This window comes from Psychroserpens luteolus (assembly GCF_021032705.1).
Classification (GTDB): Bacteria; Bacteroidota; Bacteroidia; order Flavobacteriales; family Flavobacteriaceae; genus Psychroserpens; species Psychroserpens luteolus.
Window position 1 is genome coordinate 503,787 of sequence record NZ_JAHVXI010000002.1, and the last position, 26,155, is coordinate 529,941.

Annotated in this window: 26 protein-coding genes; 21 read left to right on the top strand and 5 right to left on the bottom strand. The window is 33.0% G+C overall.

Going from position 1 to position 26,155, the window contains the following annotated elements; genetic code table 11:
• Positions 1-67: 67 nt before the first annotated feature.
• From KWG70_RS07965 to KWG70_RS08055, 19 genes are all read left to right on the top strand, one after another.
• Complete coding sequence (locus KWG70_RS07965; RefSeq protein ID WP_230935471.1) at positions 68-640, top strand: DUF7638 domain-containing protein; 573 nt, start codon at positions 68-70, stop codon at positions 638-640.
• Positions 641-780: 140 nt separating this feature from the next.
• Complete coding sequence (locus KWG70_RS07970) at positions 781-1,356, top strand: hypothetical protein (protein ID WP_230935472.1); 576 nt, start codon at positions 781-783, stop codon at positions 1,354-1,356.
• A 143-nt stretch (positions 1,357-1,499) separates the two neighbouring features.
• Positions 1,500-1,856, top strand: coding sequence for a hypothetical protein (locus KWG70_RS07975; RefSeq protein ID WP_230935473.1), 357 nt, complete (start codon positions 1,500-1,502; stop codon positions 1,854-1,856).
• Between the two features lie 106 nt (positions 1,857-1,962).
• A complete protein-coding gene (locus KWG70_RS07980) occupies positions 1,963-3,060 on the top strand; it encodes a ligand-binding sensor domain-containing protein (RefSeq protein WP_230935474.1) in 1,098 nt (365 codons plus the stop codon).
• 353 nt (positions 3,061-3,413) lie between these two features.
• On the top strand, positions 3,414-4,073 hold the full coding sequence (locus KWG70_RS07985; RefSeq protein WP_230935475.1) for a hypothetical protein: 660 nt from the start codon (positions 3,414-3,416) through the stop codon (positions 4,071-4,073).
• A gap of 183 nt (positions 4,074-4,256) precedes the next feature.
• Entirely contained in the window at positions 4,257-4,613 is a 357-nt protein-coding gene (locus KWG70_RS07990; protein WP_230935476.1) for a hypothetical protein, read from the top strand.
• Positions 4,614-4,627: 14 nt separating this feature from the next.
• Positions 4,628-7,120, top strand: coding sequence for an ATP-binding protein (locus KWG70_RS07995; RefSeq protein ID WP_230935477.1), 2,493 nt, complete (start codon positions 4,628-4,630; stop codon positions 7,118-7,120).
• A 1-nt stretch (position 7,121) separates the two neighbouring features.
• The gene (locus KWG70_RS08000) at positions 7,122-7,892 is read left to right on the top strand and encodes a LytR/AlgR family response regulator transcription factor (RefSeq protein WP_230935478.1); all 771 of its coding nucleotides are present in this window, start codon (positions 7,122-7,124) and stop codon (positions 7,890-7,892) included.
• A gap of 215 nt (positions 7,893-8,107) precedes the next feature.
• Positions 8,108-9,586, top strand: a complete 1,479-nt coding sequence (locus KWG70_RS08005) for a serine hydrolase domain-containing protein (RefSeq protein ID WP_230935479.1) — start codon at positions 8,108-8,110, stop codon at positions 9,584-9,586.
• 188 nt (positions 9,587-9,774) lie between these two features.
• Positions 9,775-10,122 carry a hypothetical protein gene (locus tag KWG70_RS08010; protein WP_230935480.1) on the top strand — a complete coding sequence of 116 codons (348 nt, stop codon included), beginning with the start codon at positions 9,775-9,777 and terminating at the stop codon, positions 10,120-10,122.
• A gap of 299 nt (positions 10,123-10,421) precedes the next feature.
• A complete protein-coding gene (locus KWG70_RS08015; RefSeq protein ID WP_230935481.1) occupies positions 10,422-10,682 on the top strand; it encodes a hypothetical protein in 261 nt (86 codons plus the stop codon).
• Between the two features lie 108 nt (positions 10,683-10,790).
• Positions 10,791-11,285: a hypothetical protein gene (locus tag KWG70_RS08020; protein ID WP_230935482.1), complete on the top strand. Its 495-nt coding sequence runs from the start codon at positions 10,791-10,793 to the stop codon at positions 11,283-11,285.
• 55 nt (positions 11,286-11,340) lie between these two features.
• Entirely contained in the window at positions 11,341-11,796 is a 456-nt protein-coding gene (locus KWG70_RS08025) for a hypothetical protein (RefSeq protein ID WP_230935483.1), read from the top strand.
• 165 nt (positions 11,797-11,961) lie between these two features.
• A complete protein-coding gene (locus KWG70_RS08030) occupies positions 11,962-12,465 on the top strand; it encodes a hypothetical protein (protein ID WP_230935484.1) in 504 nt (167 codons plus the stop codon).
• A gap of 150 nt (positions 12,466-12,615) precedes the next feature.
• Positions 12,616-13,578 (top strand): helix-turn-helix domain-containing protein, encoded by a 963-nt coding sequence (locus KWG70_RS08035; RefSeq protein WP_230935485.1) that lies wholly within the window; start codon positions 12,616-12,618, stop codon positions 13,576-13,578.
• Positions 13,579-13,703: 125 nt separating this feature from the next.
• On the top strand, positions 13,704-15,302 hold the full coding sequence (locus KWG70_RS08040; RefSeq protein ID WP_230935486.1) for an alpha/beta hydrolase family protein: 1,599 nt from the start codon (positions 13,704-13,706) through the stop codon (positions 15,300-15,302).
• A 256-nt stretch (positions 15,303-15,558) separates the two neighbouring features.
• Complete coding sequence (locus KWG70_RS08045) at positions 15,559-16,533, top strand: Kelch repeat-containing protein (protein ID WP_230935487.1); 975 nt, start codon at positions 15,559-15,561, stop codon at positions 16,531-16,533.
• 221 nt (positions 16,534-16,754) lie between these two features.
• On the top strand, positions 16,755-17,444 hold the full coding sequence (locus KWG70_RS08050) for a DUF2971 domain-containing protein (protein ID WP_230935488.1): 690 nt from the start codon (positions 16,755-16,757) through the stop codon (positions 17,442-17,444).
• 95 nt (positions 17,445-17,539) lie between these two features.
• Positions 17,540-17,776 (top strand): hypothetical protein, encoded by a 237-nt coding sequence (locus KWG70_RS08055; RefSeq protein WP_230935489.1) that lies wholly within the window; start codon positions 17,540-17,542, stop codon positions 17,774-17,776.
• 184 nt (positions 17,777-17,960) lie between these two features.
• On the opposite strand, the gene KWG70_RS08060 is transcribed toward KWG70_RS08055, so the two are convergent.
• The 3 genes from KWG70_RS08060 to KWG70_RS08070 all read right to left on the bottom strand — a co-directional run bounded on the left by KWG70_RS08060 (position 17,961) and on the right by KWG70_RS08070 (position 21,760).
• Complete coding sequence (locus KWG70_RS08060; protein ID WP_230935490.1) at positions 17,961-18,587, bottom strand: DUF6705 family protein; 627 nt, start codon at positions 18,585-18,587, stop codon at positions 17,961-17,963.
• Positions 18,588-18,591: 4 nt separating this feature from the next.
• Positions 18,592-20,100, bottom strand: coding sequence for a hypothetical protein (locus tag KWG70_RS08065; protein WP_230935491.1), 1,509 nt, complete (start codon positions 20,098-20,100; stop codon positions 18,592-18,594).
• Between the two features lie 121 nt (positions 20,101-20,221).
• Positions 20,222-21,760, bottom strand: coding sequence for a YifB family Mg chelatase-like AAA ATPase (locus tag KWG70_RS08070; protein WP_230935492.1), 1,539 nt, complete (start codon positions 21,758-21,760; stop codon positions 20,222-20,224).
• Positions 21,761-21,920: 160 nt separating this feature from the next.
• Between KWG70_RS08070 and KWG70_RS08075 the strand changes: the two genes are divergently transcribed.
• Positions 21,921-22,124 carry a hypothetical protein gene (locus KWG70_RS08075; protein ID WP_230935493.1) on the top strand — a complete coding sequence of 68 codons (204 nt, stop codon included), beginning with the start codon at positions 21,921-21,923 and terminating at the stop codon, positions 22,122-22,124.
• Positions 22,125-22,195: 71 nt separating this feature from the next.
• Entirely contained in the window at positions 22,196-23,428 is a 1,233-nt protein-coding gene (locus KWG70_RS08080; RefSeq protein WP_230935494.1) for a glycosyltransferase family 4 protein, read from the top strand.
• A 58-nt stretch (positions 23,429-23,486) separates the two neighbouring features.
• Here KWG70_RS08080 and preA read toward each other — a convergent pair whose 3' ends face one another.
• Complete coding sequence (gene preA / locus KWG70_RS08085) at positions 23,487-24,821, bottom strand: NAD-dependent dihydropyrimidine dehydrogenase subunit PreA (protein WP_230935495.1); 1,335 nt, start codon at positions 24,819-24,821, stop codon at positions 23,487-23,489.
• Positions 24,822-24,830: 9 nt separating this feature from the next.
• Positions 24,831-26,153: an FAD-dependent oxidoreductase gene (locus KWG70_RS08090; RefSeq protein ID WP_230935496.1), complete on the bottom strand. Its 1,323-nt coding sequence runs from the start codon at positions 26,151-26,153 to the stop codon at positions 24,831-24,833.
• Positions 26,154-26,155 lie beyond the last annotated feature (2 nt).

Sequence of the window (26,155 nt, forward strand, 5' to 3'; positions counted from 1 at the left end):
AACCTAGAGAAAATAATCCCCGAAGGTAAACCACACACGAACACGTTGTATGTAATTAAAGAAAACCGTGATAAACAAAGTTTATAGAGAATCTAAAGGAGAAAAAATATACGGTGAAGTTTTTTATGGAATCGTGAAAAATGGAATGTACTTCTTTACCGAAATAACTGTTTTTGCAGATGGAATGATTCGCTGTTGGGAATTGATGGACTTTAATAGTTTTAAAGAGAAATTAAAATCTGGTTGGATAAAAATAAATTTACCTAAAGATTCAGAATTACGAATTCATAATTTTGGTATCGTAAACACAAAAGAGTTTCTTCCTGAAAAAACAGATGACGATTTTATAAAAGAAATTGAAGACTCAATAATTGAACTGAATGGTGGAAAAGGTAGGCGTCGTAAATGTATTGATTTATTCAAAAACTATTTACTCAAAGATACCGAACAAAACTATTTGGACTTAAAAAAACAATTTGAAGATTTACCAAGCCATAAAAGAGTTTTATTTGAATATGTAGACTATAAAGACCCTTTAGTTGGATTAATAGAAAAGAATGAAAAATTTTCGTCTGAACAAAGGAAATTTATGCTGAATGATTATTTTGAGGACGAATGGAACGAAAAAGAATTTGTATAATAACTACAGCAAACAATGGCTATAAATAATTGCTTGTTCTCGCCTACTTTGGAAATTCCGCAGGAATTTCCAACTTGGTGTGTACTTGCTAGATTAACCGCTAACCCACACAACCATACGCAAAAACATTACCTACAATTATGAAAAACATCCGAACTTCAATTATTATTTTTCTGACTTTAATGTCGGCTTATACATTTGGGCAAAATGATTCTCGTTCGATTGACGGAAATGGATTTGACTCTGTTTTTCAAAATTTGGAATCGGGAAATTTTAGTGGAACTATAAACGGAATTTTAATTGTGAAAGATTCTAAAAACAAGGAATCGTTATTAGATTTTCAAGGAAGTTCTGCAAAATTGGACATCGAAAAAGATGAAGACGAAGTTTATGATTTGAGTTATAAAAAGTATTCTGGAAAAACAACAAGCGGAAAAACGAAAATAAAATACGAAACCTATGCTTCTGCAAACTTAATCGGAATTGAAATAAACGGAGAATATTATAGCTTATCTCTAATCGATAGGGCTTGTGATTTAGTAATTAATGGACTTGAATACTCTTACGAATCTGAAAAAAATGCAGAATATCTAATTATCCGAATTACAAAAGAAATTGAACTGATGAATAGTTATAAAAGCAAAGTCAGGAAATCAATTAAAATATTACCAAATTCGACTTTAGTTTTCGCAATTAGTCGGAATAAAAAACTGTAGGTAACACCGTGTATAATTAACGACTAGTACAGCTTGCACTTAGAAAATCCTACAGATTTCCCTAATGGTTAGTTCCCTTTTACTATCTTAGACCTAGCCAACATAAATAACCATACACAAACACGTTGTACTGCATTTGAGAAATGAGAAAGCCAATTAACATTTTGGACAAAAAACAGCATTTGGAATTACCCGTTGGAATTTACAGCCTGCAAGTGTTAGGTGGTTGGAAAGTAATTACAAATAACTTTTCCGTAATTCTTCGAGAAATCAACGGAGAAACTATAATTAAACCAAAAGAAACGTTTTGGAAAGTTCAATCATTTGCTTTTGGAAAAAGAGCAAAAAAGATAGCTTCAGTTGACATTCCGAAAAGAGGAACATACGAAATTGAATTTTTAAATCCATCAGACTTAAAAGTTAAAAAATCAAACCTGATTACATTAGGTTTTTTCCAAAGTTTTCTACCAACTAATGAAATTCAAGTTTGTATCGAATGAAAAAGGTTTACGACATAGAATTAAACGGAGTGAAAATCGGAACAACAGATTTTGAGTTTGCCGATATTGCAGAATTAAACGTATTTGACAACAAACAAAAAATAGAATGAGTTTAAAAATGATAACTATTAAAGTTGTTCTCATCTTCGGAATTTTAACAACATTCTTTACATGCAACGGACAAAATAAATCTAAAAACTTAGATACATCTGAAAAAGGTATTGCTCTTGGTGAGACTGTTTCTAAGCTTGATCAAAAAATATTACTTGTCTTCCAAGACTCTAATAATAACCATTGGTTTGGCGGTAATGATAAAGGAGTTTATAAATATGATGGTAAAAATCTAATTCTTTATACTGATAAAGATGGACTTATTGAAAGTAATATTTGGGGAATACAAGAAGACAGATTTGGAAATATTTACTTCGACACAGCAGAAGGGGTGAGCAAATTTGATGGGCAAAAATTTACAACTTTAGAGATAGTAGAACATAGTTCTATCGAAAATGAATGGAAATCCGAACCGAACGATTTATGGTTTAGAATGGGATGGAATAATAGTGGACCTTATCGATTTGATGGGAAACATTTATATCATTTACAATTTCCAAAAAATGAAGTGGAAAGCGAATTCAATTCTATTAATCCAAATGCTAGTTACAACCCTTATGGAGTTTATTATATCTATAAAGACTCTAACGGTAATATGTGGTTTGGCACTTCCAATTTAGGAGTATATAAATATGATGGAGATCATATTAGTTGGATGTATGAAAAACATTTAACAGAAACACCAGAAGGTGGTTCTTTCGGAATTCGTTCAATTATTGAAGATAAAGATGGATATATTTGGATTTGTAATCCGAAATATAAATACAAAATATTGCCAGATAATACAAAGTCTATTGAGCTCAAACCAATAAATTATCAACGAGAGTTTGGAGTAAAAAGTAAAGAATTAGAAAGTTTGTATTTTATGTCCATGACTACAGACAATAACGGAGACTTGTGGATGGTAACATACGACAATGGTGTTTGGAGAAGTAACGGGAATGAGCTTATTCATTATCCTATTAAAGATGGTGACACTGAAGTTTTACTCTTCTCAATTTACAAAGACAAGCAAGGTACTCTTTGGCTTGGAACACATAATGCTGGAGTTTATACATATAATGGAGTGTCATTTGAAAAATTTGAACTGTAAAAAGCCAGCTTACAACAACATGTATAATCCATTGCTCCTTCCCTAACCTTTCGGAACAATTATCGGAAATTCCTATCTTCTAGTTTTATGCATTAGCTTAGTTCTCAACCACGCAACGACAACATACACGAACACGTCGGACTTAATACATGTGACGAATTAATACGTCGATTAGTCCAATTTCTATTTTATAGATTCAGAAAAATACTTACCGTTAGATTGACCGTTCGTACAAGAACACACCCAATAGGTAATTCAAGCTACCATTTGATAAAAGCATAATCTAAACAACTGATAGTCAATATATATTTACATCAAGCAATATTGCTTTAATCAATTACAAATCATTTATTATGAAAAATTTAATGCTATTAATCACACTTGGATTCATCTGTCTTACATCATGTAGTAAAGAAGAACTCAATGAACCAACTGTAGAACAAAAAACAGAAGCGGTATATCTATTTAAACTATCTAGCACGAACGATTGGGAAGCTTCTGTAAGTAATAAATCAAATACTGCTTTCAGTTCTAGAAGCCAAAAAAATAGCCTGCACGCTCATGGAGACTTTAGTGGTTTCGGTGGAGGACTAATCTCTTTTTCGGGAACTCAAAACAATGGCGGCGCACATGGAAGTGCTACTCTTGATATTACTTTTGGTCCTTTTGGTACAGCAAATGTTGTATTAGAAACAGTAAGCGTTGTTTCAATAGGAAATAATGAAGTGGTCTATGGAGGTCAAATCAGTGAGGTTATAGAAAATACTGTCATGTTCCCTCCGCCACCTCCTGGATTTCCAGCACCACAATGCGATCCATATGATCTTGGGACTTATGTGTATTTTGCTGTCAAAGATAATGGCCAAGGAAATAATGCACCTTTGGATCAATATAGCCCTTTCTTATCAAACAGTTGTAATGAAGATACTAATGGAGGTGCTAATAACCCATGGTCATTCTTCGGATTTAGTAATGTAGAATCACCTAAAGATAAAATAAAGGTAAACATTTAATTTGCTATTAATTAATCATTGAGTGTAGTATCGAATTTAACCTTGGTACTACACCTTTTTTATTAAAACAAATTGAAGACAATCGCATAATGACCCCTACATACTCCTGTATTGTACTGAGATATTTATTTAAGCGTATCTTCGGAATATATAAACGACACATCATTTTTTAGCACATTTTATATGCATTGGAATACTAAAATTATTAACCCTCAAGATTTAATCAACATCGCAAGAGGCGACCATAAAATCATCTATAAATACCTCATACAATTTCAGGAACTAATTCCGCAACGTATTCATAGTTTAAAAGCACACTTAAAAGCTGAAGACAGAAAACAGGTTCGCCAACTATTGCATCAAATGAGCCCACAAATACAATTTTTTGGAATTAATGATCTTGTAAATCCTATTAGACGATTAGAGCTTGAATACGAAACAATGCCTATAGAAGAATTATGCACTTTAGTAGAAACAGTAATAATAAAGCTGAACCTCGCACTTAAAGACGTACATTTAGCTATCAACGAAAATTTCTAACCACCAATTAAGCCATGAAACCAAAACAATTCGCTTTTCTTATTTCAAGTCTTATTTTCGTTTTATCAGTAAATGCACAAACAAATAAAGATTCGCTTTGGGCGACTTGGAGCGACGAAAGTAAACCTGTTATAGATCGACTGGAAGCTATCGGTAACATGTCTAAAGATGCACAAGGTATGTATAGACCAGCTAACTTAGATACTGCTTACTATCATGCGCAACAACAATACAAACTAGCCGAAACTCATAACAATAAAAAATATATGGGAAGAGCTTTAGGAAGTCAAGGTAGCTATTTTATGAATACACAAAGAAATAGTAAGGCTCATGAGCTCTTTAAAAAATCTATGGCTATTTCAGAGGAAGTAGATGATCAGTATAATATCGCCGCATCGTCATTCAATATTGGGATTATCTATTTTAAACAAAGTAATCCTGGTAAATCTATACCACAATTTGAACGTGCAGCTAGTATATTTGAAAAAATTGGAGAGACAAGACTTCAGGGAGCTGCCTTAAGTATGATAGCAAATCTATACGCTTCTCAACAAGATGAACGAAGTGTAGAGTATTTAAATAGTGCTGTTATCATTTTTGAAGGGTTACTAAAAAAGGATGACAATCAAAGAGATCGTATGATGGTTACCATGATGAAAAATCAACTGAATAGTCTCAGTAAAAAATATAATCTAATTGAAGATACTACTACAGACAGTCTCATTAGTGCAGATGATCTCGAAAAACTAAATGTACCACCAGATGCTCCTATTGCGCTATCAAAAGCTGGTGAACAAGCCCTTGTAAAAGGCGATCTTACCAAAGCTGAAGACAATTTCAATGAAAGTATTAAACAAAGTGAAGAACTAGAAAACAAGACAGTCACTGCGGCTTATTTAATAGCTGCTGGACAGGCCTTTTTTAACAATAAACAATACTCTAAGGCACTACCTTATTTTCAAAAAGCACTCGTACTTGCCAACAGACAAGAGATATTAGAAATGCAAGGACAAATATATGCTTACTTATATGAAATACATCATAAATTAGGTCACCATCGTCAAGCTTTAGATATGTTTCAAAAGGCAATTAAAATAGAAGATTCAATAGTAAATTTAGAAAATGCAAAAGCGATTATTCAACTAAAAGTTGAATCTGACTACGATAAACAAAAAGCAATTGACGATCTCAAAAACGAAAAAGAGATTGCTTTACAAGAAGCAAAAACAACATCTCAGAAACGCATTTCCTGGGCTATCGGTATAGGATTGTTATTAATTTCCATACTGGCCTATCTAATTTTTAATAGATTAAAAGAAACGCGTAAACAGAAGGTCATTATAGAGGAGCAAAAAAAGAAAGTAGAACAATCTGAAAAATTTAAAGAACAATTTCTGGCGAATATGAGTCATGAAATCAGAACACCAATGCATGCGATTTCTGGAATGATAAATATATTAGAACGTAACAATCACCCAAAATCACAAGAGGTTTTTCTAAAAGCCATGCGCACAAGTTCTGATAATCTTGTTGTTATCTTAAATGATGTTTTGGATCTTTCAAAAATTGAAGCTGGGAAATTAGATATTGAGAGCATATCATTAAATCTTGAAGCAGTTGTAGAGAATGTTATTCAAATTCTCAAATATAAAGCAGAAGAGAAAGGTTTAATATTATCCTATAAGATTGCTGATGATGTACCCATTTTGGTAATGGGAGACCCAACTCGATTAAATCAAATTTTAATCAATCTCGTAGGGAATGCTATAAAATTCACCGAAAAAGGACATGTAGACATCCTAGTATCTACAGCAAACAACAAACTCAATTTCGAAATTAAAGATACTGGCATTGGCATTCCAAAAGCTAAACACGAAAGTATATTTGGAGCTTTTGAGCAAGCCAAAGATTCTACTTCAAGATATTATGGAGGCACTGGACTAGGTCTTAATATTTCTAAACAATTAGTTAATTTACAACATGGAAAGATTTGGATAGAAAGTGAAGAGAACAAAGGAAGTTCATTCTTTTTTGAATTACCTATTACGATTCCTGAAGATAATGCGGTAAGTCAGGATTTTATATCTGAAGACCAACTAAAGACAATGGCCGAATCGCTAAAAGATATTCGTATTCTTATTGCAGAAGACAATCCATTTAACCAAATGATTGCACGAGATGATCTTTCTTATTATTTTAAAAATGTTACTATAGACACTGTTGAAAATGGAGCTTTAGCTATTGAAAAATTTAAAACCAACGCTTATGATCTCATTTTAATGGATGTGCAAATGCCAGAAACTAATGGGTTTGAAGCCACTAAAAAAATCAGAAACATAGAACAATCTGAAAATAAAGGCACTAAAATTCCAATCATAGCAATGACCGCAAGTTTATTAAAAACAGAAATAGACAATTGCTATAACGCAGGAATGAATAATTATATTCCCAAACCTTATAAGCTTGAAGAACTAATTGTTCCTATCTTTAACGCATTGAAGTCATAATATGAGCTTTCATAAAATCAGATGCCTAATTATAGATGATGACCCTTTTATACGAGAGTTGTTACAAGATAAGTTAGATCAGTATTTTCCAGACATAAACGTATTATCTTCTGTTAGCAGTGGAAAGAAAGGTATTGAGGAAATTACTAAACACAAGCCTGAACTTATTTTTCTTGATGTGGAAATGGCAGACATGACTGGTTTTGAAATGTTATCTCAATTATCAAAAATTAATTTTCAAACCATATTTATAACCTCATATAGTCATTATGCTATAAAAGCTATTCGTTTTAATGCTTTAGATTATTTATTAAAACCTATCGATTTGGGCGAATTAAAAGGAGCAGTAAAGCGTTTTAAAACTTACACTAACAAAGGCACTCAACACGTCAATTTATCACTAGCTTTAAAAAACATTGCAAATAAAAACGTTGGAGATCATTTACTTAACTTAAAAACTCAAGATGGTAATTTAAGATTAGTTCTAAATGATATTGTACACATTGAAGGAGATAGGAATTACAGCTACATCTATCTAAAGAATGGAACAAAAAAGCTAGTTACTAAGACCTTAATGCAACTTGAAGAATTATTAGATTCTAAAGGATTTTATCGTTGTCATAAATCTCATATCGTAAATGCTAAACATATAACATCTTATCTTAATGGTAATCTGATTAAACTTTCAGAATCTCTAAATATTCCAGTATCCCGAAGAAAAAAGAAACATTTTTTTGATTGGTATACAGCTTACCAAAATGCAAGTCAATAGCCAAAATTAATACTTCATTTTTTTGATAACACCTTACTAAGTGGAAAATTAAATGTACTAAACTCAACAACATGTATAGTTCATGTTGTTTAATGGTTATTTAAGGATTTATTATGAAATCCTATGCCTTCACTTCTTTTTTGCTAATTTAGTTCTATAACAACACAAACCATACACGAACACGTTACAAACAATTATACGAAACCAAGTAACAAATGAAATTAGCATTCAAATTTATCATCCTTTTTTTATTAGTTTCAGGTTGTTCAGAAAAAAAAGAGAGTCAGAATAAACAATCAGAAAAATTCACTTCGGAACTTTTAGAACTAAAGGAGTATTTTCAAATTCCAGGAATGGCAATTTCAATTGAAAAAGATGGTAAGAATATTTATCGAAAATATTTGGGGAAACCTGATTTAGAGAAGTCAGCTACGTTAGATTCTACTACTCTTTTTCCAATAGCTTCAATAACAAAAGTATTTTCTGGTGTTCTGATTATGAAACTTGTTGAACAAGAAAAACTTTCACTTGAAGAACCAATTAACAAATACTTACCAAAACCTATACTTGGAGATTCAATTCTAATAAAACACGTCCTGTCTCATACTTCGCAAGGAAATGTTGGAAAAGACTTTTATTATAGTTCAAGGTTTGGGCTTTTAACAAATGTAATCGAACAGGCTTCGGGTAAATCTTTTTCATATGTTTTGAACCAAGAGATTCTAATCCCATTGGAACTTAAGAACACCTTTTTACTCAAAGATTCCGCTCAAGTAAATGGAGAAAAGCGAATTATAGCAAAACCATATATTCTGGATAATGGTATTGAAAATGGATTTATAGATTTTGGATATTCTACTTCAGCTGGAATTGTCTCAAATCTAGAAGACTTGGCTACTTTCAATAAAGCTTTGGACAACAATACTCTGATATCTGAAAAATATAAGAACTTGATGTTTTCATCATATAATCCTGATTTACCTTATGGATATGGTATTTTCAATCAACAATTTGAAAACCTAAATATCGTTTGGGCTTATGGTCAATATGATTGCTACTCTAGCCTATTATTGAGAATACCTTCTGAGAATATTTCTTTAACATTACTTGCAAATAATAATCTTTTGAGTGATCCAGCTCGACTAATTTATGGAGATATTACTTCTTCATTATTTGCTATGAGTTTCTTAAAGAACTATATATATAAACTTGATGAAATGCCATTATTTGAAACACAAGATTCTATATCCAATAATTACGTTTCGAATAAAGAATTTTACAGAAAGAAGATTTTAGCACAAGCACTTTCTGAGTCATATATGGCTCGGTTTGAATCTGAAAAATTACAATCAAGTACCGAACTATTGAACTTCGTTTTTTCCGAGTATCCTAACTATTTGGAATATGCTGATTTAAATCTACTGCATAATCTTTCATTCTTAAAAGATGTAGCATTTTATATGGAACTTGGTGAATTCAATAATTTTGACATTCATATAGTAAATATTGGAGAAAAATTATTAAAAAAAGAACCTAAAAACCCATATGTTAATTTATATATGGCAACATATTATGCCAGAAAAGGAAATAAGGAAAAAGCCAAATTCTATTTTGAGAGCATTATTAATGCTAAGAACTTCTCTAGAAACTGGTACACTAGTGAAGCTGAAGATTGGTTAAATCAGAACAATTAACTGTTTGTAACAACGCTATAGTAAATTGCTTGTTTTGTATGCTTGGAAAATCCTACGTATGTTCCTCTGGTTCGTTTTCTTTTGCTAACTTAGTCCTAGCCAACACAACGAAACTATACACGAACACGTTGAGCAACATATATGATCATTTAGAATATAAAAAACAAATACACTTAAATTATAAGCATATGAAAACTCTTAAATTAATTTTCGCCTTATTAGCACTAATTTTTATTGTCAATTGTACTTCCTCAAAACAAATGACTGCTTACACTGGAGATTTCAAATTTGAAGCGATAGAATTTGACGTTAAGGATAGTAACATTAAAGATTTACTAATTACCCACATGAATGATACGAAATTTAAAAAGGGGCAATCAATAAAAGAATCAACTTTTCACAAAGAGAGAAAAAGGATTGTAAAATTAATTCGTGAAAATAATAACCCCGATTTTTCTATTGACAAAATAAGCTTTGAAATCGATACGACTTTATCAAAAAATAAATTTTCTGTGAAGACGATTGTTCTTAAGTGAGTAAGGTATCCTATCTAAAAAATAAAACGTTGTACAACAACGCTCATAATCACTTGCCGTACAAGTGTTTAAGCAGACGATCTTTTCCTACAATTCACTATACTGTATTGCAAAGAATAATCGCGTACTTGTAAGCAACTAAACATATACAATACCATTACTGAAGCAACAAAAACCATAATTGAAATGAAAATGACTATGAACTTTATAAATACTATGCTGTGAATATTCTAAAAATAATAACTGCAGTTTGCAGTCTGCTTTTTTTTATAGTTGGATTTGATAAATTTTTTCCATTTATGGAACCACCCTGCTCTTTGATAGATAATATATCTACAACTCTTTGGAAAGTACTTGGAGGCTTACAAATAGCAGCTGGTGTTCTTATTTGGTTTTCTAAGCTAAGACGTTACGTGGCAGGATTTTTCGTAATTGTTTTGTTATTCTTTACAATTTATCACCTCAAAGAGCGTACTTACGATATTGGTGGTTCAACTTTTATGGCAGTTTTGTTAGGACTATTAGCATGGAACCCTAAGTTTATACAAAAAAAGAAATAGTCTTTTAGTAGCTATATTTAAATATCGCAATTTAGATTGAAAAAAGCCAACCACTAACAACGTATATAATTAATTGCTTGGTCTGTGTGTAACGTAAGAAAATCGTGAATGAAAAAAATTTACAGTAGAATTGAATATTTAGGCTATTACGAAATAATTGGAGGAATATTAGGAATACTTCTCATTTTATTAAGTGTTTATGACAAGTTGAATTCGAATAGCTTTTTTATTTTTTCTCTATTTCTCTTTCTTACTTTATGCGGAATCTCAATTTACAGCGGAATTTTACTCATCCGAAAAAAACACTTGAAAGGGTTAAGGTTTTCTGTATTTACTCAAGCACTTCAAATAATTAGTTTTGCTTTATTTGGATACATATTTGATTTTGCAATTGGTCTTTACTTAAGAATTACATTGGAATTGACTAGCAATAGTATTATTGGTCTTGATTTTGGATTTGCTAACTGGAATCTATCTCGAAATGCTAATCCAGATTTGGTGGAAATTAATTTTAATATTATTGGTATCATATTACTACTTTTCATAACAAATAGTATTGACAGAATAAAAGCTGAACGAAATAAAATATATAAAACGACCTAGGAAAAATAATCACCGAAGATAAACCATATACGAACACGTTGTGCAAAATTTTAAAATGCGAAAGAGTTTACTATTATTTGTTTTTTTATTAGTTCTTTTAAATAGTTGTAAAAGCGCTAATATTGACTTGGATAAACCTAAAGTTATAAAATTAGGGAATGGGAGCGTTAATATCGATTCTTTCAAAACAGAACTTATCGAATTTGACGATCCAAAAGCATTCCATTTAATGATTTCAGTATTATCCACAAATGGAAAAAAATATGAAAGAACTATTAGAATAAATCATAATAGGCCTAAAGGAAATAGATTTATAAATAATGGCAATTACGAATATATAGATTATATCATTTCTGCACCATTCTTTGAAGTAACCACAGACAAAAATGGAGAATTAAATCTTTACTTTATTTCTGAAAAGGAATTTAGGCTAATAGTCGACCATATTCATTATATGGATATTAGACCGATATTTGGGAAAAAGATGATTTTATCAGTTTATTTAGATTAAAACTTTACATAACAACGACTATAGTTCATTACTTCTGATTTTCCTCTCGGAAAATCCAAGCGGCAGAACAATAGGTAGTTCTTTTTGCTATCTTAGTACTAATGCAACTGCTCATTATCGAGACGTTTGTGTGTAATACTCAAAAGCATCCTGAATACATTAAATATGGATATAAATACAAATGCAAATAATGCTCTTATCGAAATTCAAAACTTTGACTTTTTAATAGGACAATGGAATGTACTAAACAAAAAACTTAAAGAACGACTCAAAGACTGTAATGAATGGATTGAATTTCCCGCCAAAATGGAGACAAAACCATTTCTTAATGGATTAGGACTAATGGACGAAATGAAATCATCTCACTTTGGAGACAATTTTATCGGATTTAGTATTAGAATGGTTAACCCTAAAACAAATATTTGGACAATCTATTGGGCTGATACATCAAGTCCCGAAAACTATTTAAAAGAGCAAGTGATTGGAGAATTTAAAAATGGAATTGGAGAGTTTTATGGTAAAGAACTATATCTAGGAAAAGAATACAAATTAAGATTTACCTGGAAAAAGAAATCTGAAAATACGGCGCTTTGGGAACAAGCCTATTTTGATGAAAACGCAAAAGCGTGGGAAACAAATTGGATCATGGAATTTACAAGAGAAAATTAAAAGATAAGTACGTAAATGTATTTTGAGATTTCACCTATACAGTTGATAACAGTATGCTCGGTAATCAACGGGTTTATATTTGCTTTTCTGCTCTTTGAGAAGACTGAAAATCGGCGAGCGAATCGCTTTCTCTCCCTGACCATTTTTTCAATGTGTCTAACCTTTACTCCGTTCATTTTGGATATTTCCATATGGAATACCTATCAGTGGCTCTCCTGGCTCCCCTTCTCCTTATCATATTGGATTGGTCCTGCATTTTATTTCTATATAAAGACACTTACAGAAGGTTCTAATGCATTTCGAAAAAAGGATCTTTGGCATTTTTCACCATTAATTCTTAATTATCTTCATAGCATCTATCATGCTTTTCATTATAGTAACCCTTGGCCATTAATACACGATATAGCTGAAGTGTTTGAATCTGTAGCAATACTCTCTGTTATAATTTACCTTATATTTTCTTTCCGACTTGTTAAATCATACCAGCGCTCACTGTTAAATAATATCTCATATACCGAACGTATCGATCTTCGTTGGGTAAATCAGTTCATACTAATAACTATAGGTTCCTTTATCCTAATATTAGTCTTTGTGATTTTAGGCATGCTCGTAGGAGGAAAATTTGCTCCCTTAGAATGGACCGAACCAAGAGCCTTCATTCTACTTATTTATTCAGGGGTACTCTATTGGTTAAGTATTAGCGGCTTCAAACAAACTCAAACACGTCAGGTTTTCAATATAAAGGAAGAACCAACCGAACAAGACAATGATAAGCTCTCTGAGGTGATTCAAAAGTTAAGCTTGATAATTGAATCTCATAAGCTGTATCGGAATCCGGAGTTATCGCTTTCTGATCTCAGTGCCTCCGCAGATATTTCAGAACGAGTCATCTCGAATGCAATTAATAAGGAGCTTGGAAAGAACTTTTTCCGGTTCATAAACGAATACCGCGTTGAGGAAATGAAAGAACGATTGAAAGATCCAAACAATGATCACCTGAAAATACTCAGTCTAGCTTTTGACGCTGGGTTTAATTCTAAAGCAAGCTTCAATCGAGTATTCAAATCCTATACTGGACAAACGCCGAAAGACTATAAATCTGAAAACAGTTAGTAATCTACAGGTTTTGAGACGTCAAAACAGGTATTGAGACCTCTTAGGTTTAGTCTTTTTCTATTTTAGCTCAAACTCTAGTTAGAATATGAACCATGTCTTATCTGACAATAAAAAAATAAAGAATGGCTACTACTAAGAAATACACAGCAATCCTTTTACTTCTAGTCATCCTTGGATGTCAAAAGCAAGATACAGTTGATAACTTTCCCATCATGGGAAATCTTCCAATGGGAGAATATCAGGTTGGGTTTCAGACATTATTCACTTACGACCTCACAAAAAATGCCATTCCTTATTCGGACTGGGACGGAAACTTATACCAGAGTCCTACATCCGAAAATGGCCGACAGTACCAAATCAATATATGGTATCCAGCACAACCAGATTCTGGTACTCGGCTGAAATATGCAGATTATATTAATCTAATGGGTAGACAAACCAATTTTGGTGAATCCGAAGAACAAAAAACCTTCGCAAGACAAACATTTATTACTCAAACACGAAATTTAAAAAATATTCGAGACACAGAAAACAAGGAAGAGTTAAATACAGAACAATTGAATCAGCTCCTTGACCTAGACATCTTTGCGCGTTTGGATGCTCAACCTGCAGAAGGGCAGTATCCTGTTGTCATTTACCCAAATGGAAGTAGTCCAGCTTATCAAAGCATCACTTGTGAGTTTTTAGCAAGTCACGGTTATGTAACGGTTGCCTTCGCTCCGAAAGGGAGATTTTCTTCTGGAATGGAGATATCTACCACTGGCTTAGAAGTCGCTGTGGATGACCTGGAGTTTGTGCTTGGTAAGGTTAGTGAAAAATCAAATGCAGATATGAATCAGGTTTCTATACTCGCCAATGCCATTTCTTCCTCTGTAGGAGCCGCTGCAGTATCTAGGAATGAGAAATTTAAGGCATTTATCAGCTTGGAAGGAGGATTCATAAGCGCCTTTGAACAACGACTTTTAAACGGATCTTCTTTTTATAAGCCCGAGAACATTCAAACACCGATTTTATTCATTTATTCACCTCATCCATCCATAGATCCGAAATACACATCTCATTTAAAATATGCTGATCGATATTACGCACATTTTCCTAAGATATCTGAGTTTGCTATGCTAAACTATGGAATGTTTGATGAATTCATTCCAGACATCATTGGAGCGCATTCTGGTAACACTAAAAAAGGATTCGAAACCGCTAATGAACTGATATTGCGATTTTTAAATCAAACCATAAAGGGAGAGTCAGGAGAATTATTTGATGATTCTTTTATGTCATCCAGAAATCAAATTGATACTACTTTTGTTTTACCAAGTCTACCTAAACCACCAAACATGGCAGTACTTAAAGACACGTTTTGGAAGGAAGGGTTTGATGCGATTGAAACGATCTACCAGCAGTTAAAATCTGAAGGAAATCCACAGCCCTTTTCTATGAATTTCTATACAGAGTACAGAGATTGGCTAGCCTGGAAAAAAGACGAAGATTATGTATATCGGTCAAGACTTTATGACCTTGCATATGATAGTTATCCGAAATCTGCCAGAATTAATTATTATGCAGGTTATTTTTCAATGAAAAGAGAAATGAATGAAAAGGCGAAGCGTTTCTATCGTCAAGCGTTATCACTATGTGAATCAGATGAAGATCTGAGTGCTAGTGAAAAATCCACACTAAGAACTTATGCGTCTGAGGATTTGAATAGTTTGCTCAAATAAAGTTGTATCTGGGGCAGGTGGAGATTATGTCTTTATGTATAAGAAGGTAAATGGAAACTGAGAATTTTAAAAAGTTACCAGTGCTGAATATCTAAAAAGCGTAAGCTAACAACGTGTATAGTCAATAGTGTTTAAAGATGGTTCGCGGATTTCTGCCAAAATCCAACCACTCTTCTACCCTTTTTTACTAACTTAGTTCTCAACACTACTAACCATACACGAACACGTTGTAATTAATCTTTTTAAATTAAGACTTATGCTGAAACTAATTTTTATAGCACTAGCATTTTCAACAAATCAGGTGTATTCACAGATAGAAAACAAGCCGTGCCCAAGAAATCAACCCGTTACAGCATATCATTCTAAGGAAAATAAAATTTTCCTTTTCGGAGGGTATTGCAGTAGTGAAAAAAAAAGATTAAACGACTTTTGGGAATTTGACGGAAAAACTTGGAAGGCTATACAAACAGATATAGCTCCTGAACCTAGAAGCGGACATTCAATGATTTATGATTCATCTAACAATCGCCTTATAGTATTTGGTGGCAAAAATGAAAATGGAAATATTCTCAACGATTTATGGTCATGGAATGGTGATAAATGGAAAAAACTGAATGAATCTGGCCCAATTCCTAGACAGTCACATAGAATGGTATTTAACACCGACAATGGTGATATTTTTCTTTTTGGCGGTTCAAATGCTTTGGGTCAGTCACTAAATGATACTTGGGTTTTCAGGAATGAAAAATGGTTAAAATTGAAGTCAAAGGATTTACCTCCTCCTCGCTTACAACATACAATGGCTTATGATCAACAACAACAAAAAGTAGTCCTTTTTGGAGGTTTCAGTAAAAATGGAACTGATAAAACTATTTACGGAGACACCTGGGAATGGCAATTATTAGAAGGCTGGAAACTAATTAATAACAATGATCTATTAGCTAGAGACCACCATGCTATGGCATACGATGTTAAATCTAAAAGGGTAATCCTATTTGGAGGATATAACAAACAATATTTAGGTGACACCCTGAGTTGGAATGGTGATAAATGGGTTTTGATTACAAATGAAGGTCCATCCAAACGAGCAGGAAAACCAGCGTTGATGTATAGTTATAAAGATGAATCATTAATTTTATTTGGAGGGTGGGATAAAACTAATAAACCGCTAATGGATTTTTGGAAATTTAATTCTTATTCAAACTATTGGGAAGTCTATAATAAAAAATAAAAGTCACTTACTTATATCAAAAAAATTAAAAGCTATCCCAACCAGCCTTCGCGATCCATACTGCGGTATTGAATGGCTTCGGAAATCTGACATGATCAACAGCTGCTAATAAATTTGTAATCGGGAACAAAATGTCACGTTTACGGGAACATAGACCCCAAAAACGCGTATATTTATCTCCATATAACCAGTTGTAGGTAAAAAAAACATTCATCAATCAAATGTTAGTATATAAATACAGGGGAATCTATGATAGTGAAATATTTGAAAGAGATTTAACCTCAATTGAAAAAAACTATTATTGGTCAGCTAACTTTAAAACACTGAATGACCCATTTGAAACAATACTTACGAAAGAAAAACTTCTAAAAGAATCCAAATTTGTTTTGCCAATTTTCGGGAAAGGTTCTAATGAAAAATTTCAACCTGTAATGGATGCACTTGACAACGTACTTTCATACACAGAAAAAATAGGAATTTATTCATTGTCTAAATCATATATTGACGAACTTCTTTGGGCACATTATGCAAATTCGCATAACGGCTATTGTATTGAATATGATTTAGATTTGCTATTAAAATCATACGATTCAGACAAAGTATATAGTTTTCCAATTACATACAAAAAACAGCCAGCTAGTGTAGATTTTATGGATATAATAAATTCAGGAAGTTCAAATAGCTTAATCCAAAAAATGGCTGGACGAAAATCATTAAGGTGGAAATATGAAGAAGAAATTCGAATTGTAACAGAAGACTTTGGAGAACATCCTTATGAGTTTGATGCAGTGAAATCAATATATTTTGGCTTAAGAATGAAGAAAGCAGATAGAATAAAAGTAATGAAACGTCTCAAAGGACGTGGAATTAATTATTTCGAAATACGAAAATACCAAAGTCATATAAATTAGAAAGAAATCCTATTGAAGATTTGTGTTATCAAGAGCCTAATTATTTTAGACAAATTGAAATCTCTAATCCAGAGAATAACTGCAATTTCAAAATATTGGAAAAAAACTATTTTAGACATTTAAAAAAAGCTGAAATACGAATAGAACTTGAAAAGAAAGTTTCGGAAAACGAAATTAGGTGGTTAGCAGAAAAAATAAGCGACGAAATTTTTAGAAAAGCTGAGAACATATATATGTTTTATTATTTAAAAACTGACCAAAACCAAGACTTTGCTTATGCTACATCACATAGTCTTGATGGGAAAATTGAAGTTAATATTAATGATTGGTAATAAAAACTACCTACAACAACGTGTATAATCAATTGCTAGTTCTCTGTATACTCGGAAAATAATCACCGTAGGTAAACCATTGTTGGGGATTTTAATATAAAGATGTATACCAATAACGAATATATAATTTATGACATGACTTTATTCATTATAGCTAATTTTTTATTTCTAAATAATATGTAATCTATTGCTTAACTAAAACCATGTTCAATGGCATCTCGTAATTATTGACAATTTGATTGGTGTTAGAGTCTTTTCCCAAATCCACTTTATTTGTCCAAGTAAGTTGGTCTGCATTACCATTACTTCCTAAATTAAATTCCAACTTTAAGTCAGACGACAGTACGTGTTTTTCGATATCAGGCTCAGCAATGGCCATAAAATATGTATTTACATTAGGAGGTAAGATGAGAAAGTTTTCATAATCTCCTAGAGTTTGATAAACTTTTTCTGATAAAAAACCATCCGAAATTATACAATTTTCGCATGGAGTTGTATAAGTATTATAGATTTCCACACCATTAACCGTAAGTTTAAATTGTGCATCAAGTTCATCAACAAAACTATTTTCATGAGTTTCTTGATGTAATAGTTTACTAAAGGTTATTTCAAATACTGCATTATTTAGGGTATTCTCATACTTCCACGTTCCTACAAATTTATCTAGAACATTATTCACGTCCTTAAAGTATCTATTATTTAATTGAGAGGGAGGTACAGTCCATTCTGTCTCAACAGGAACTTCTGTTTGTTGAGCATTAACTGATATTGTTATTAAAAATGCTAGTGCTGTAATAAGTATATGTCTCATAATATTAATCTAATTTACAAAATTTTGCAATATTTCCGTTAGCATCATATAATGCCTTTAGAATTTCCAAATCTGGGAAATTTTCTGATAAAAAAGTTTTAAAAGCTGTTTCATGAGCATCCCAATCTGTGGTTCCTAAAGTTTTTATAATGTTTGTTAACTTTTTATCTAGATTTCTACGGTTTCTATCTTTTGTGTAATCCTTAGTATTGTTAAGAATATTCTGAACATTAGTAACCCTAAGAACATATGTTCTACTATTTATTCCTCTTGACACTACAAAATTCGTTACTTGACTTGCGGCATCATTGCTAGTTAAAGCCATCTTTTTTATCATATTTATATGCTCTGCAATATCTAAGCCACTTGGGATTTTACGTACAGGTCTTAAACTTAAGTCCTGAGATGGATGAAAATGACAGCCTACCATAGTGTTATTTGCTAATGGCGGAAAATCTAATCTATTACCAAATTTACTTGTTGGTAATACTTCTGAGAAATTATCATCATTATATGTAGTAGGGTCAGCAGGTGCATTACCTATATAAATATAACGTTTACCATCCTCTACTGCATTCTGAGCTCCAAGATTCTTTAACCTATTTATTTCTGCCTTTATTTCAGGAGTATTTGCTATTTCTGTTAATCCTGATGGATTTGTACAGTCTTGATTAAGACTGTCAAGGTCTTTGGCTTTTACGCAATCACCATTGGTATTTATTATTCCAACTTGTCCATTAACTAAAATACAAGGTTCACTGGGATTTGGATTTGTATTTACGTCACCGTTACCACCACCTCCGCCTGAGTCTCCATCATCAATGGTTTCATTTTCTCCACCAGTATCTATACAAATAGGTCCACAAGATTGATATGTATAAGCTGCTCTATCATCACTTGGGTCATATTCACATGATGTGTCTCCACACTCATGTGCTGAATCACTGGAACAAGGTACACAAAGTGTTTCACACACTCTAAAACAATTACTACGATTAAGCACTCCCGATAACGTACCATTATCTAATTCGCTTATTAGAATTTCGGCAGACTCACTTAAATCTTCTCCTTGACTAATGGCTAAATATTCTTCCGCAGTAACGTCATACTGTACTAAATATTCATCGTAAGACTCAGTATCAACATTGTAATGCAATATAAGATTTTCGATATAATATTGTGGGTTAACACTCATTAATGTGAACGTATACGTATGTGTTTCAGCATAGGTCATATACAATACATTATCAGTTAAAACAGTAACACTATCTGAATCCAACGTTCTGTATAAAACTGACGAATTTAAACCTCTTTTTATTTGCTTTAGTTTTTTATTAACTTGAGTGAGATTCGGTATTTCATCATAAGATAAACTTCTACTAATAATTTCTCTAACACCAGTAGAAATCTCTTTTTCAACAATTTCATCATCTCTTTGACAAGAATGAAATACAAATAAAATTCCTAAAAAAAGAAATCCAATTTTGATATAGATTTTAAACTTATTAGACATAAAATTAGGTTTGTTAGATTGATTAATTAACGTCAAATTGAATTGGAATAGTGTAACTACAAATAAAATGATTTATTCAATACAAAATATACTTAGAACTACGTATATTAATTTACAATACTCAATTCAACCAGCCTTCGCGATCCATACTGCGATATTGAATGGCTTCGGAAATGTGAGTTCCTGTAATCGACTCCGATGCTTCCAAGTCGGCAATAGTTCGCGATACCTTCAGAATACGATCATAAGCTCTCGCAGATAAGTTTAATTGCTCCATAGCATGCTTCAAAAGATTTAATGAGGCTTTATCAAGCTTGCAATGCTTTCGGATGTGCTTGGTTGTCATTTGCGCATTGTAATGCACGGTTTCCGAATTTGCAAAACGTAGGGTTTGTACCACTCTTGCTTCTGTCACACGCTTTCTTATCGCTACTGAAGATTCACCTTTTCTATCATCGGATAATTTGTCAAAAGGTACAGGTGTCACCTCTATATGAATATCGATACGATCTAATAATGGTCCAGACACCTTACTCAAATACCGCTGCATTTCCGCAGGCGATGATGTCACTGGCGCATTGGGATCATTAAAATAACCTCCCGGACTCGGGTTCATGCTGGCCACCAACATAAATGATGACGGATAAGTCACCGTGAATTTTGCTCTGGAGATAGTAACTTCTCTATCTTCTAAAGGCTGTCGCATCACCTCTAAAACTTCACGCTTAAATTCTGGTAGCTCATCTAAAAATAACACACCATTATGAGATAACGATATTTCTCCTGGCTGCGGATAACTGCCACCTCCAACTAGAGCGACATTGGAAATGGTATGATGCGGACTGCGAAACGGACGCTGTGACATGAGTCCTGTATGTGCTTTTACACGCCCAACAACAGAATGTATTTTAGTTGTCTCTAAAGCTTCGTGTAAAGTCATTGGCGGCAAAATACTTGGTAATCGTTTGGCGAGCATGGTCTTCCCAGCTCCTGGCGGTCCAATCAAAATGATGTTATGTCCACCCGCTGCAGCTATTTCCATACAACGCTTAATACTTTCTTGCCCTTTTACATCGCTAAAATCAAATTCTGGAAAGTCTAAATTCTTGTAAAATTCTTCTCGTGTATTGATAATAGTTTGTTCTAACGGTTCTTCTTTATCAAAATAGTCAATGACTTGCTTGATATTATCTACACCATAAACATCTAAACCATCAACAATTGCTGCTTCTTTGGCATTCTGCTTCGGAAGGATAAATCCTTTAAACCCCTCTTCCCTAGCTTTAACAGCAATAGGCAAAGCGCCTTTTATAGGTTGTAGGTTTCCGTCGAGAGATAATTCACCCATAATAAGATAGTCATCAAGGTACTTGGCCTTAATTTGTTTGGATGCCACAAGGACACCAATGGCCAACGTAAGATCGTAAGCAGAACCCTCTTTACGCAAGTCGGCTGGAGACATATTAATAATGATCTTCTTCCCTGGAATTTTATAACCGTTATTTTGAAGTGCGGCAGCAATGCGAAAATTACTTTCTTTGATAGCATTATCTGGCAAACCTACCAGATGATAGCCAATACCAGAATCGACATTAACTTCTACAGTTATCGTGGTAGCTTCAACACCAAAGACAGCACTACCAAAAACTTTTTTAAGCATAAACAGAATATTTTTCTAAATATAGAAAATATTCTACATAAAGTAATATGATTCACACAAAATTTCAAGTATAAACACTGGGTTTTACTTACCAGTATTTATACTTCAAAATTAGAATCTCATAATGCATAACTTAAAGACTAATCAAAACTCTAAAGTTATGAAAATCGTAAACAGAACTAGCGCCAAATTAAGTTACACCTTTAAATACGCAACTGGAGTTGGGTGTGGAGTTGTACCAGTTGGAAAAAGCGTACAAAAATCCTTTCCAGAACCTGGAACATTATTTGTTTCTACTGTTGGATCAATTGAATATTCAGATGTTACAAATGAAACCATTATTCTAACGGCAGAAATTTCTTAATTTCTTTGATTTACCAAGGCGCATCTTGATATATTTAATGTGCGCCTTGATAATTTAAATTCAAAAATTAAATGAGTTATCGTCCAAAAATATTAATTATTGGAGATGCCTATATTCCTACTGGATACGCTAGAGTGATAAGAAGTATTTTTGAACCATTAGCTCAAAAATATGAATTATGGCAATTAGCTATTCGATACAATGGAGAGCCGCATGACTATCCATGGCAATTAATCCAAGCGAATAAATTGGGCGACCCCTACGGATTTGATCAATTAGGTCCAATTGCAAAGTCCATGAATTCTGAAATTATATTTATTTTATATGATATCAACTTTCAGGGCAAGTATTTAGAAATTCTTAAATCTCATAATTTAAAGTCTAAAATTGTATGCTATTCACCAGTAGAATCTGGACCCATACCAATCGAACTATTAAAAACAATTAATCGCTTTGATCATTATACTGTTTTCACAGAATTTGCTAAGAATGAAATTAACAAAACCTTAAAAGAGTATCGTCTAGAAAATGGTTCTTTTAAATTTCCCAAGGTTCAAGTTATACCGCATGGCATAGATACAAATACGTTTTATCCATTGGCCGATAAGAAGATCGAAGGTAAAACTGTATCAGGGAAGAACTTAGCAAGACAAAGAATCGGATTAACCGATGAGGCTCAAAATAATTCTTTTATTGTTTTAAATGCCAATAGAAATATGTTCAAAAAACGTTTAGATATAACAATTCAAGGATTTGCTAAGTTTGCGCATAATAAACCTAAAAATGTTAAACTGTATCTTCACACAGCAATGCAATATACAGGTTGGAATATAGCTTTACTTGCAAAACGATTTAATATTGAAGATCGGATTATTCTAACAACAGATCAAAACAAACATCCTGAAGTCACTAGTGAATATTTAAATTTAATATATAACGCCTGCGATGTAGGTATCAATACTTCTACAAACGAAGGTTGGGGATTGGTGAGTTTTGAGCACGCAGCTACTATGAGTCCACAACTCATACCAAATCATACCTGCTTATCAAATTTATGGGAAAATTCTGCTTTAATGTTAAGTTCCAAATACACTATGATAAATACTAGTGATCATTGTGATAGCTATATTATCACTGCAGATGAAGTTGCAAATGCTCTAGAACACATATACAATGACACCTCATTAAGAAAACGAATAACTATAAATGGGTATAAAAATGCTACTAAAAAGGAATACCATTGGAGTGTTATTTCAAAATCTTGGGATCAATTGTTCAGAACCTTAATAAAAGAATCTATATAATAATTATGAAATTAAACTGGTACATAATATTCAATCCTAAGCTCTCCTCATAGTAGAATCACCTTTCATTTTTAAGAGCATCAGTAGGCTTAGGAACAAAATGTCCTTTTCCACCAGCTCTATCGTCATCAAACGTTACAGGAATATCATCATTAAGTGTGCGTTCATTCCAAGTTATATGTTGAGTCCCATCATCCTTTTTGACCATTGTAATACAGTCTTCAACTGGGCAAACCAAAGAACACAAATTACATCCTACGCAGTTTTCTTCAATAATACTCGGAATTCTATTTACTGGATCATCAGATAAAGCAATAGCCTGATGTGCACCATCATCACAAGCTATATAGCATAAATCACAGCCAATACATTTATCAGCATTAATTTCGGCTACGACCTTATGCTTTAAATTAAGATGTTTCCACTCTGTTACATTTGGTAATGCCTTACCTGCAAAGTCATAAATGGTGTTGTATCCTTTGTCTTCCATAAACTGACGCAAACCAGCTTCCATTTCACGCACAATACCAAAGCCATAATGCATTACAGCAGTACATACCTGTACAGAAGTAGCTCCTAACAAGATAAACTCTACAACATCACGCCATGTTTCAATACCTCCAATACCAGATAATGGTACTTTTCCAATTTCAGGATGCTGTGCTAAATCTTTTAGCATGTGCATAGCAATCGGTTTAACTGCTGGACCACAATAACCACCATTAGTTCCCTTTCCATCTACAATGGGATAAGGAGCATACGAATCTAAGTCAATACCAACAATACTCTTAATCGTGTTGATTAACGAAATAGAATCTGTTCCACCTTGAACTGCTGCTAATCCAGGATCGGTGATATGAGATATATTTGGTGATAGTTTTGTAATCACAGGAATTTTAGCAGCCTCTTTAACCCAACCAACAATTGTTTTTAACACTTCTGGTTCTTGACCAACAGCAGATCCCATTCCTCTTTCACACATACCATGAGGACAACCAAAATTAAGTTCTATTCCATCGGCTCCTGCATTTTCAACATCCTTGATAATTTGTTCCCACTCTGCTCTACTCTCCACCATTAAAGATGCAATAACAGCGTGGTCAGGAAAATATTTTTTTACTTCTTCGATTTCCCTGAGATTATCGGCTAAAGGTCTATCTGTAATTAACTCAATATTATTGAAACCCATCATTCTGGTATTTCTATAATTTACAGAACCGTAACGACTAGACACATTGACAACTGGCACACCTAATGTTTTCCATACTGCTCCTCCCCAACCTGCTTCAAAAGCCTTCATAATCTGGTATCCAGAATTTGTTGGTGGCGCTGAAGCCAACCAAAAAGGATTAGGTGCTTTTATACCTGCAAAATTTATTGATAAATCTACCATGTCTATATCTTATTTATTTAACCAATTATGAATTCCTTGCGCTGCCATTTTACCATCATAGGCTGCATTTACAACTTCGGCTCCTCCATTTACGGCATCTCCTCCTGCAAAATACTTAGCATTGGATGTTTGAAATTCACTATTGATTTTAATTCTTGTTTTCTTATCTATATCTAAGTCATCAATTAAATCATATAGATGACCTTGTTTGGCTTGACCTGTTGCTTTAATAACCATATCACATCTAACAATGAAAGTGTTATTCATATTTGTTTGCAATTTGCCTTCAACCAATTCTGTCTTGGCAAACTTTACGCCTTCTACATGTCCATTTCCAACAATTCCAATTGGTGTCACATTGAACAGGCTATCTACACCAGCACTAATAGCTAAATCATATTCAAAACCATAAGCGCCCATATTTTCTTTCGAATTTCTATACGCCAAAACTGTTTTACGTGCTCCCATTCTAGCCGCTTCAGACGCAGCATCCATAGCTGTATTTCCACCACCAATAACCACAACTTTAGCTGGAACCTTAGTGTTATGATGTTTCATGCGTAACTCTTCAATAAATTCAACTGCGCCAACAACACCTTTCTTATCCTCTCCTTCCAAACCTAAATGTCTAGTAGCTCCTAAACCGACACCAATAAATATGGCATCATAATTAGTTTCGAGCATTGTCAATTCGTCTTTTGAGTCAATTGCAGTATTATATTTAATGTTGAAACCTAACTGGTTTTGTAAGTACTCAACTTCTTTTAATACTTCTTCATTAGTGATTTTATAAGGTGCTATACCATGAACCGTCAATCCAGAAGGCTTGTCTTTAGCTTCAAATAAATCAACCTCATACCCTAAAGTTCTTGCCTCACAAGCACAAGCTAGTCCTGCAGGTCCAGCACCAATAACGGCTATTTTCTTTCCATTAGATGCACCAACTTTAAATAGTGTTTTATTAGCATCTATTGTTTTATTGGTGGCATAATTTTGCAACCTACCTATTTGAATTGGTGGCACATCCTGATGGTTATATACACAGGCACCTTCACATAAAACACCAGTAGGACAAACGACACCACAAGCATTTCCTAACCAATTAGAATCAAAAATTGTTTTGGATGCGCCTGTCACATTATCAGTATGAATTTGCTTTATAAATAACGGAATATCAATATGTGTCGGACAAGCCTGAACACAGGGAGCATCGTAACAAAATAGACATCGTGAAGCTTCATAATAAGCTTCAGTATCATTCATTAGCGGTTTTTTCTGCTTAAAATTCTTATCGAATTCGGCTTTTGTTGTTGGTCTTTTATATTCTGCCATAT

Bases quoted from the DNA above. Each gene is read 5' to 3' on its own strand.
- KWG70_RS08080 (WP_230935494.1), top strand. From the start codon at position 22,196: ATGAGTTATCGTCCAAAAATATTAATTATTGGAGATGCCTATATTCCT.
- KWG70_RS08065 (WP_230935491.1), bottom strand. From the start codon at position 20,100: ATGTCTAATAAGTTTAAAATCTATATCAAAATTGGATTTCTTTTTTTA.
- KWG70_RS08025 (WP_230935483.1), top strand. From the start codon at position 11,341: ATGCGAAAGAGTTTACTATTATTTGTTTTTTTATTAGTTCTTTTAAAT.
- KWG70_RS08090 (WP_230935496.1), bottom strand. From the start codon at position 26,153: ATGGCAGAATATAAAAGACCAACAACAAAAGCCGAATTCGATAAGAAT.
- KWG70_RS08035 (WP_230935485.1), top strand. From the start codon at position 12,616: ATGTGTCTAACCTTTACTCCGTTCATTTTGGATATTTCCATATGGAAT.
- KWG70_RS08015 (WP_230935481.1), top strand. From the start codon at position 10,422: ATGGAACCACCCTGCTCTTTGATAGATAATATATCTACAACTCTTTGG.
- KWG70_RS08000 (WP_230935478.1), top strand. From the start codon at position 7,122: ATGAGCTTTCATAAAATCAGATGCCTAATTATAGATGATGACCCTTTT.
- preA (WP_230935495.1), bottom strand. From the start codon at position 24,821: ATGGTAGATTTATCAATAAATTTTGCAGGTATAAAAGCACCTAATCCT.
- KWG70_RS08045 (WP_230935487.1), top strand. From the start codon at position 15,559: ATGCTGAAACTAATTTTTATAGCACTAGCATTTTCAACAAATCAGGTG.
- KWG70_RS07980 (WP_230935474.1), top strand. From the start codon at position 1,963: ATGAGTTTAAAAATGATAACTATTAAAGTTGTTCTCATCTTCGGAATT.
- KWG70_RS08030 (WP_230935484.1), top strand. From the start codon at position 11,962: ATGGATATAAATACAAATGCAAATAATGCTCTTATCGAAATTCAAAAC.
- KWG70_RS07990 (WP_230935476.1), top strand. From the start codon at position 4,257: ATGCATTGGAATACTAAAATTATTAACCCTCAAGATTTAATCAACATC.
- KWG70_RS07975 (WP_230935473.1), top strand. From the start codon at position 1,500: ATGAGAAAGCCAATTAACATTTTGGACAAAAAACAGCATTTGGAATTA.
- KWG70_RS08020 (WP_230935482.1), top strand. From the start codon at position 10,791: ATGAAAAAAATTTACAGTAGAATTGAATATTTAGGCTATTACGAAATA.
- KWG70_RS08005 (WP_230935479.1), top strand. From the start codon at position 8,108: ATGAAATTAGCATTCAAATTTATCATCCTTTTTTTATTAGTTTCAGGT.
- KWG70_RS07985 (WP_230935475.1), top strand. From the start codon at position 3,414: ATGAAAAATTTAATGCTATTAATCACACTTGGATTCATCTGTCTTACA.
- KWG70_RS08010 (WP_230935480.1), top strand. From the start codon at position 9,775: ATGAAAACTCTTAAATTAATTTTCGCCTTATTAGCACTAATTTTTATT.
- KWG70_RS08040 (WP_230935486.1), top strand. From the start codon at position 13,704: ATGGCTACTACTAAGAAATACACAGCAATCCTTTTACTTCTAGTCATC.
- KWG70_RS08060 (WP_230935490.1), bottom strand. From the start codon at position 18,587: ATGAGACATATACTTATTACAGCACTAGCATTTTTAATAACAATATCA.
- KWG70_RS07970 (WP_230935472.1), top strand. From the start codon at position 781: ATGAAAAACATCCGAACTTCAATTATTATTTTTCTGACTTTAATGTCG.
- KWG70_RS07995 (WP_230935477.1), top strand. From the start codon at position 4,628: ATGAAACCAAAACAATTCGCTTTTCTTATTTCAAGTCTTATTTTCGTT.
- KWG70_RS08050 (WP_230935488.1), top strand. From the start codon at position 16,755: ATGTTAGTATATAAATACAGGGGAATCTATGATAGTGAAATATTTGAA.
- KWG70_RS08075 (WP_230935493.1), top strand. From the start codon at position 21,921: ATGAAAATCGTAAACAGAACTAGCGCCAAATTAAGTTACACCTTTAAA.
- KWG70_RS08070 (WP_230935492.1), bottom strand. From the start codon at position 21,760: ATGCTTAAAAAAGTTTTTGGTAGTGCTGTCTTTGGTGTTGAAGCTACC.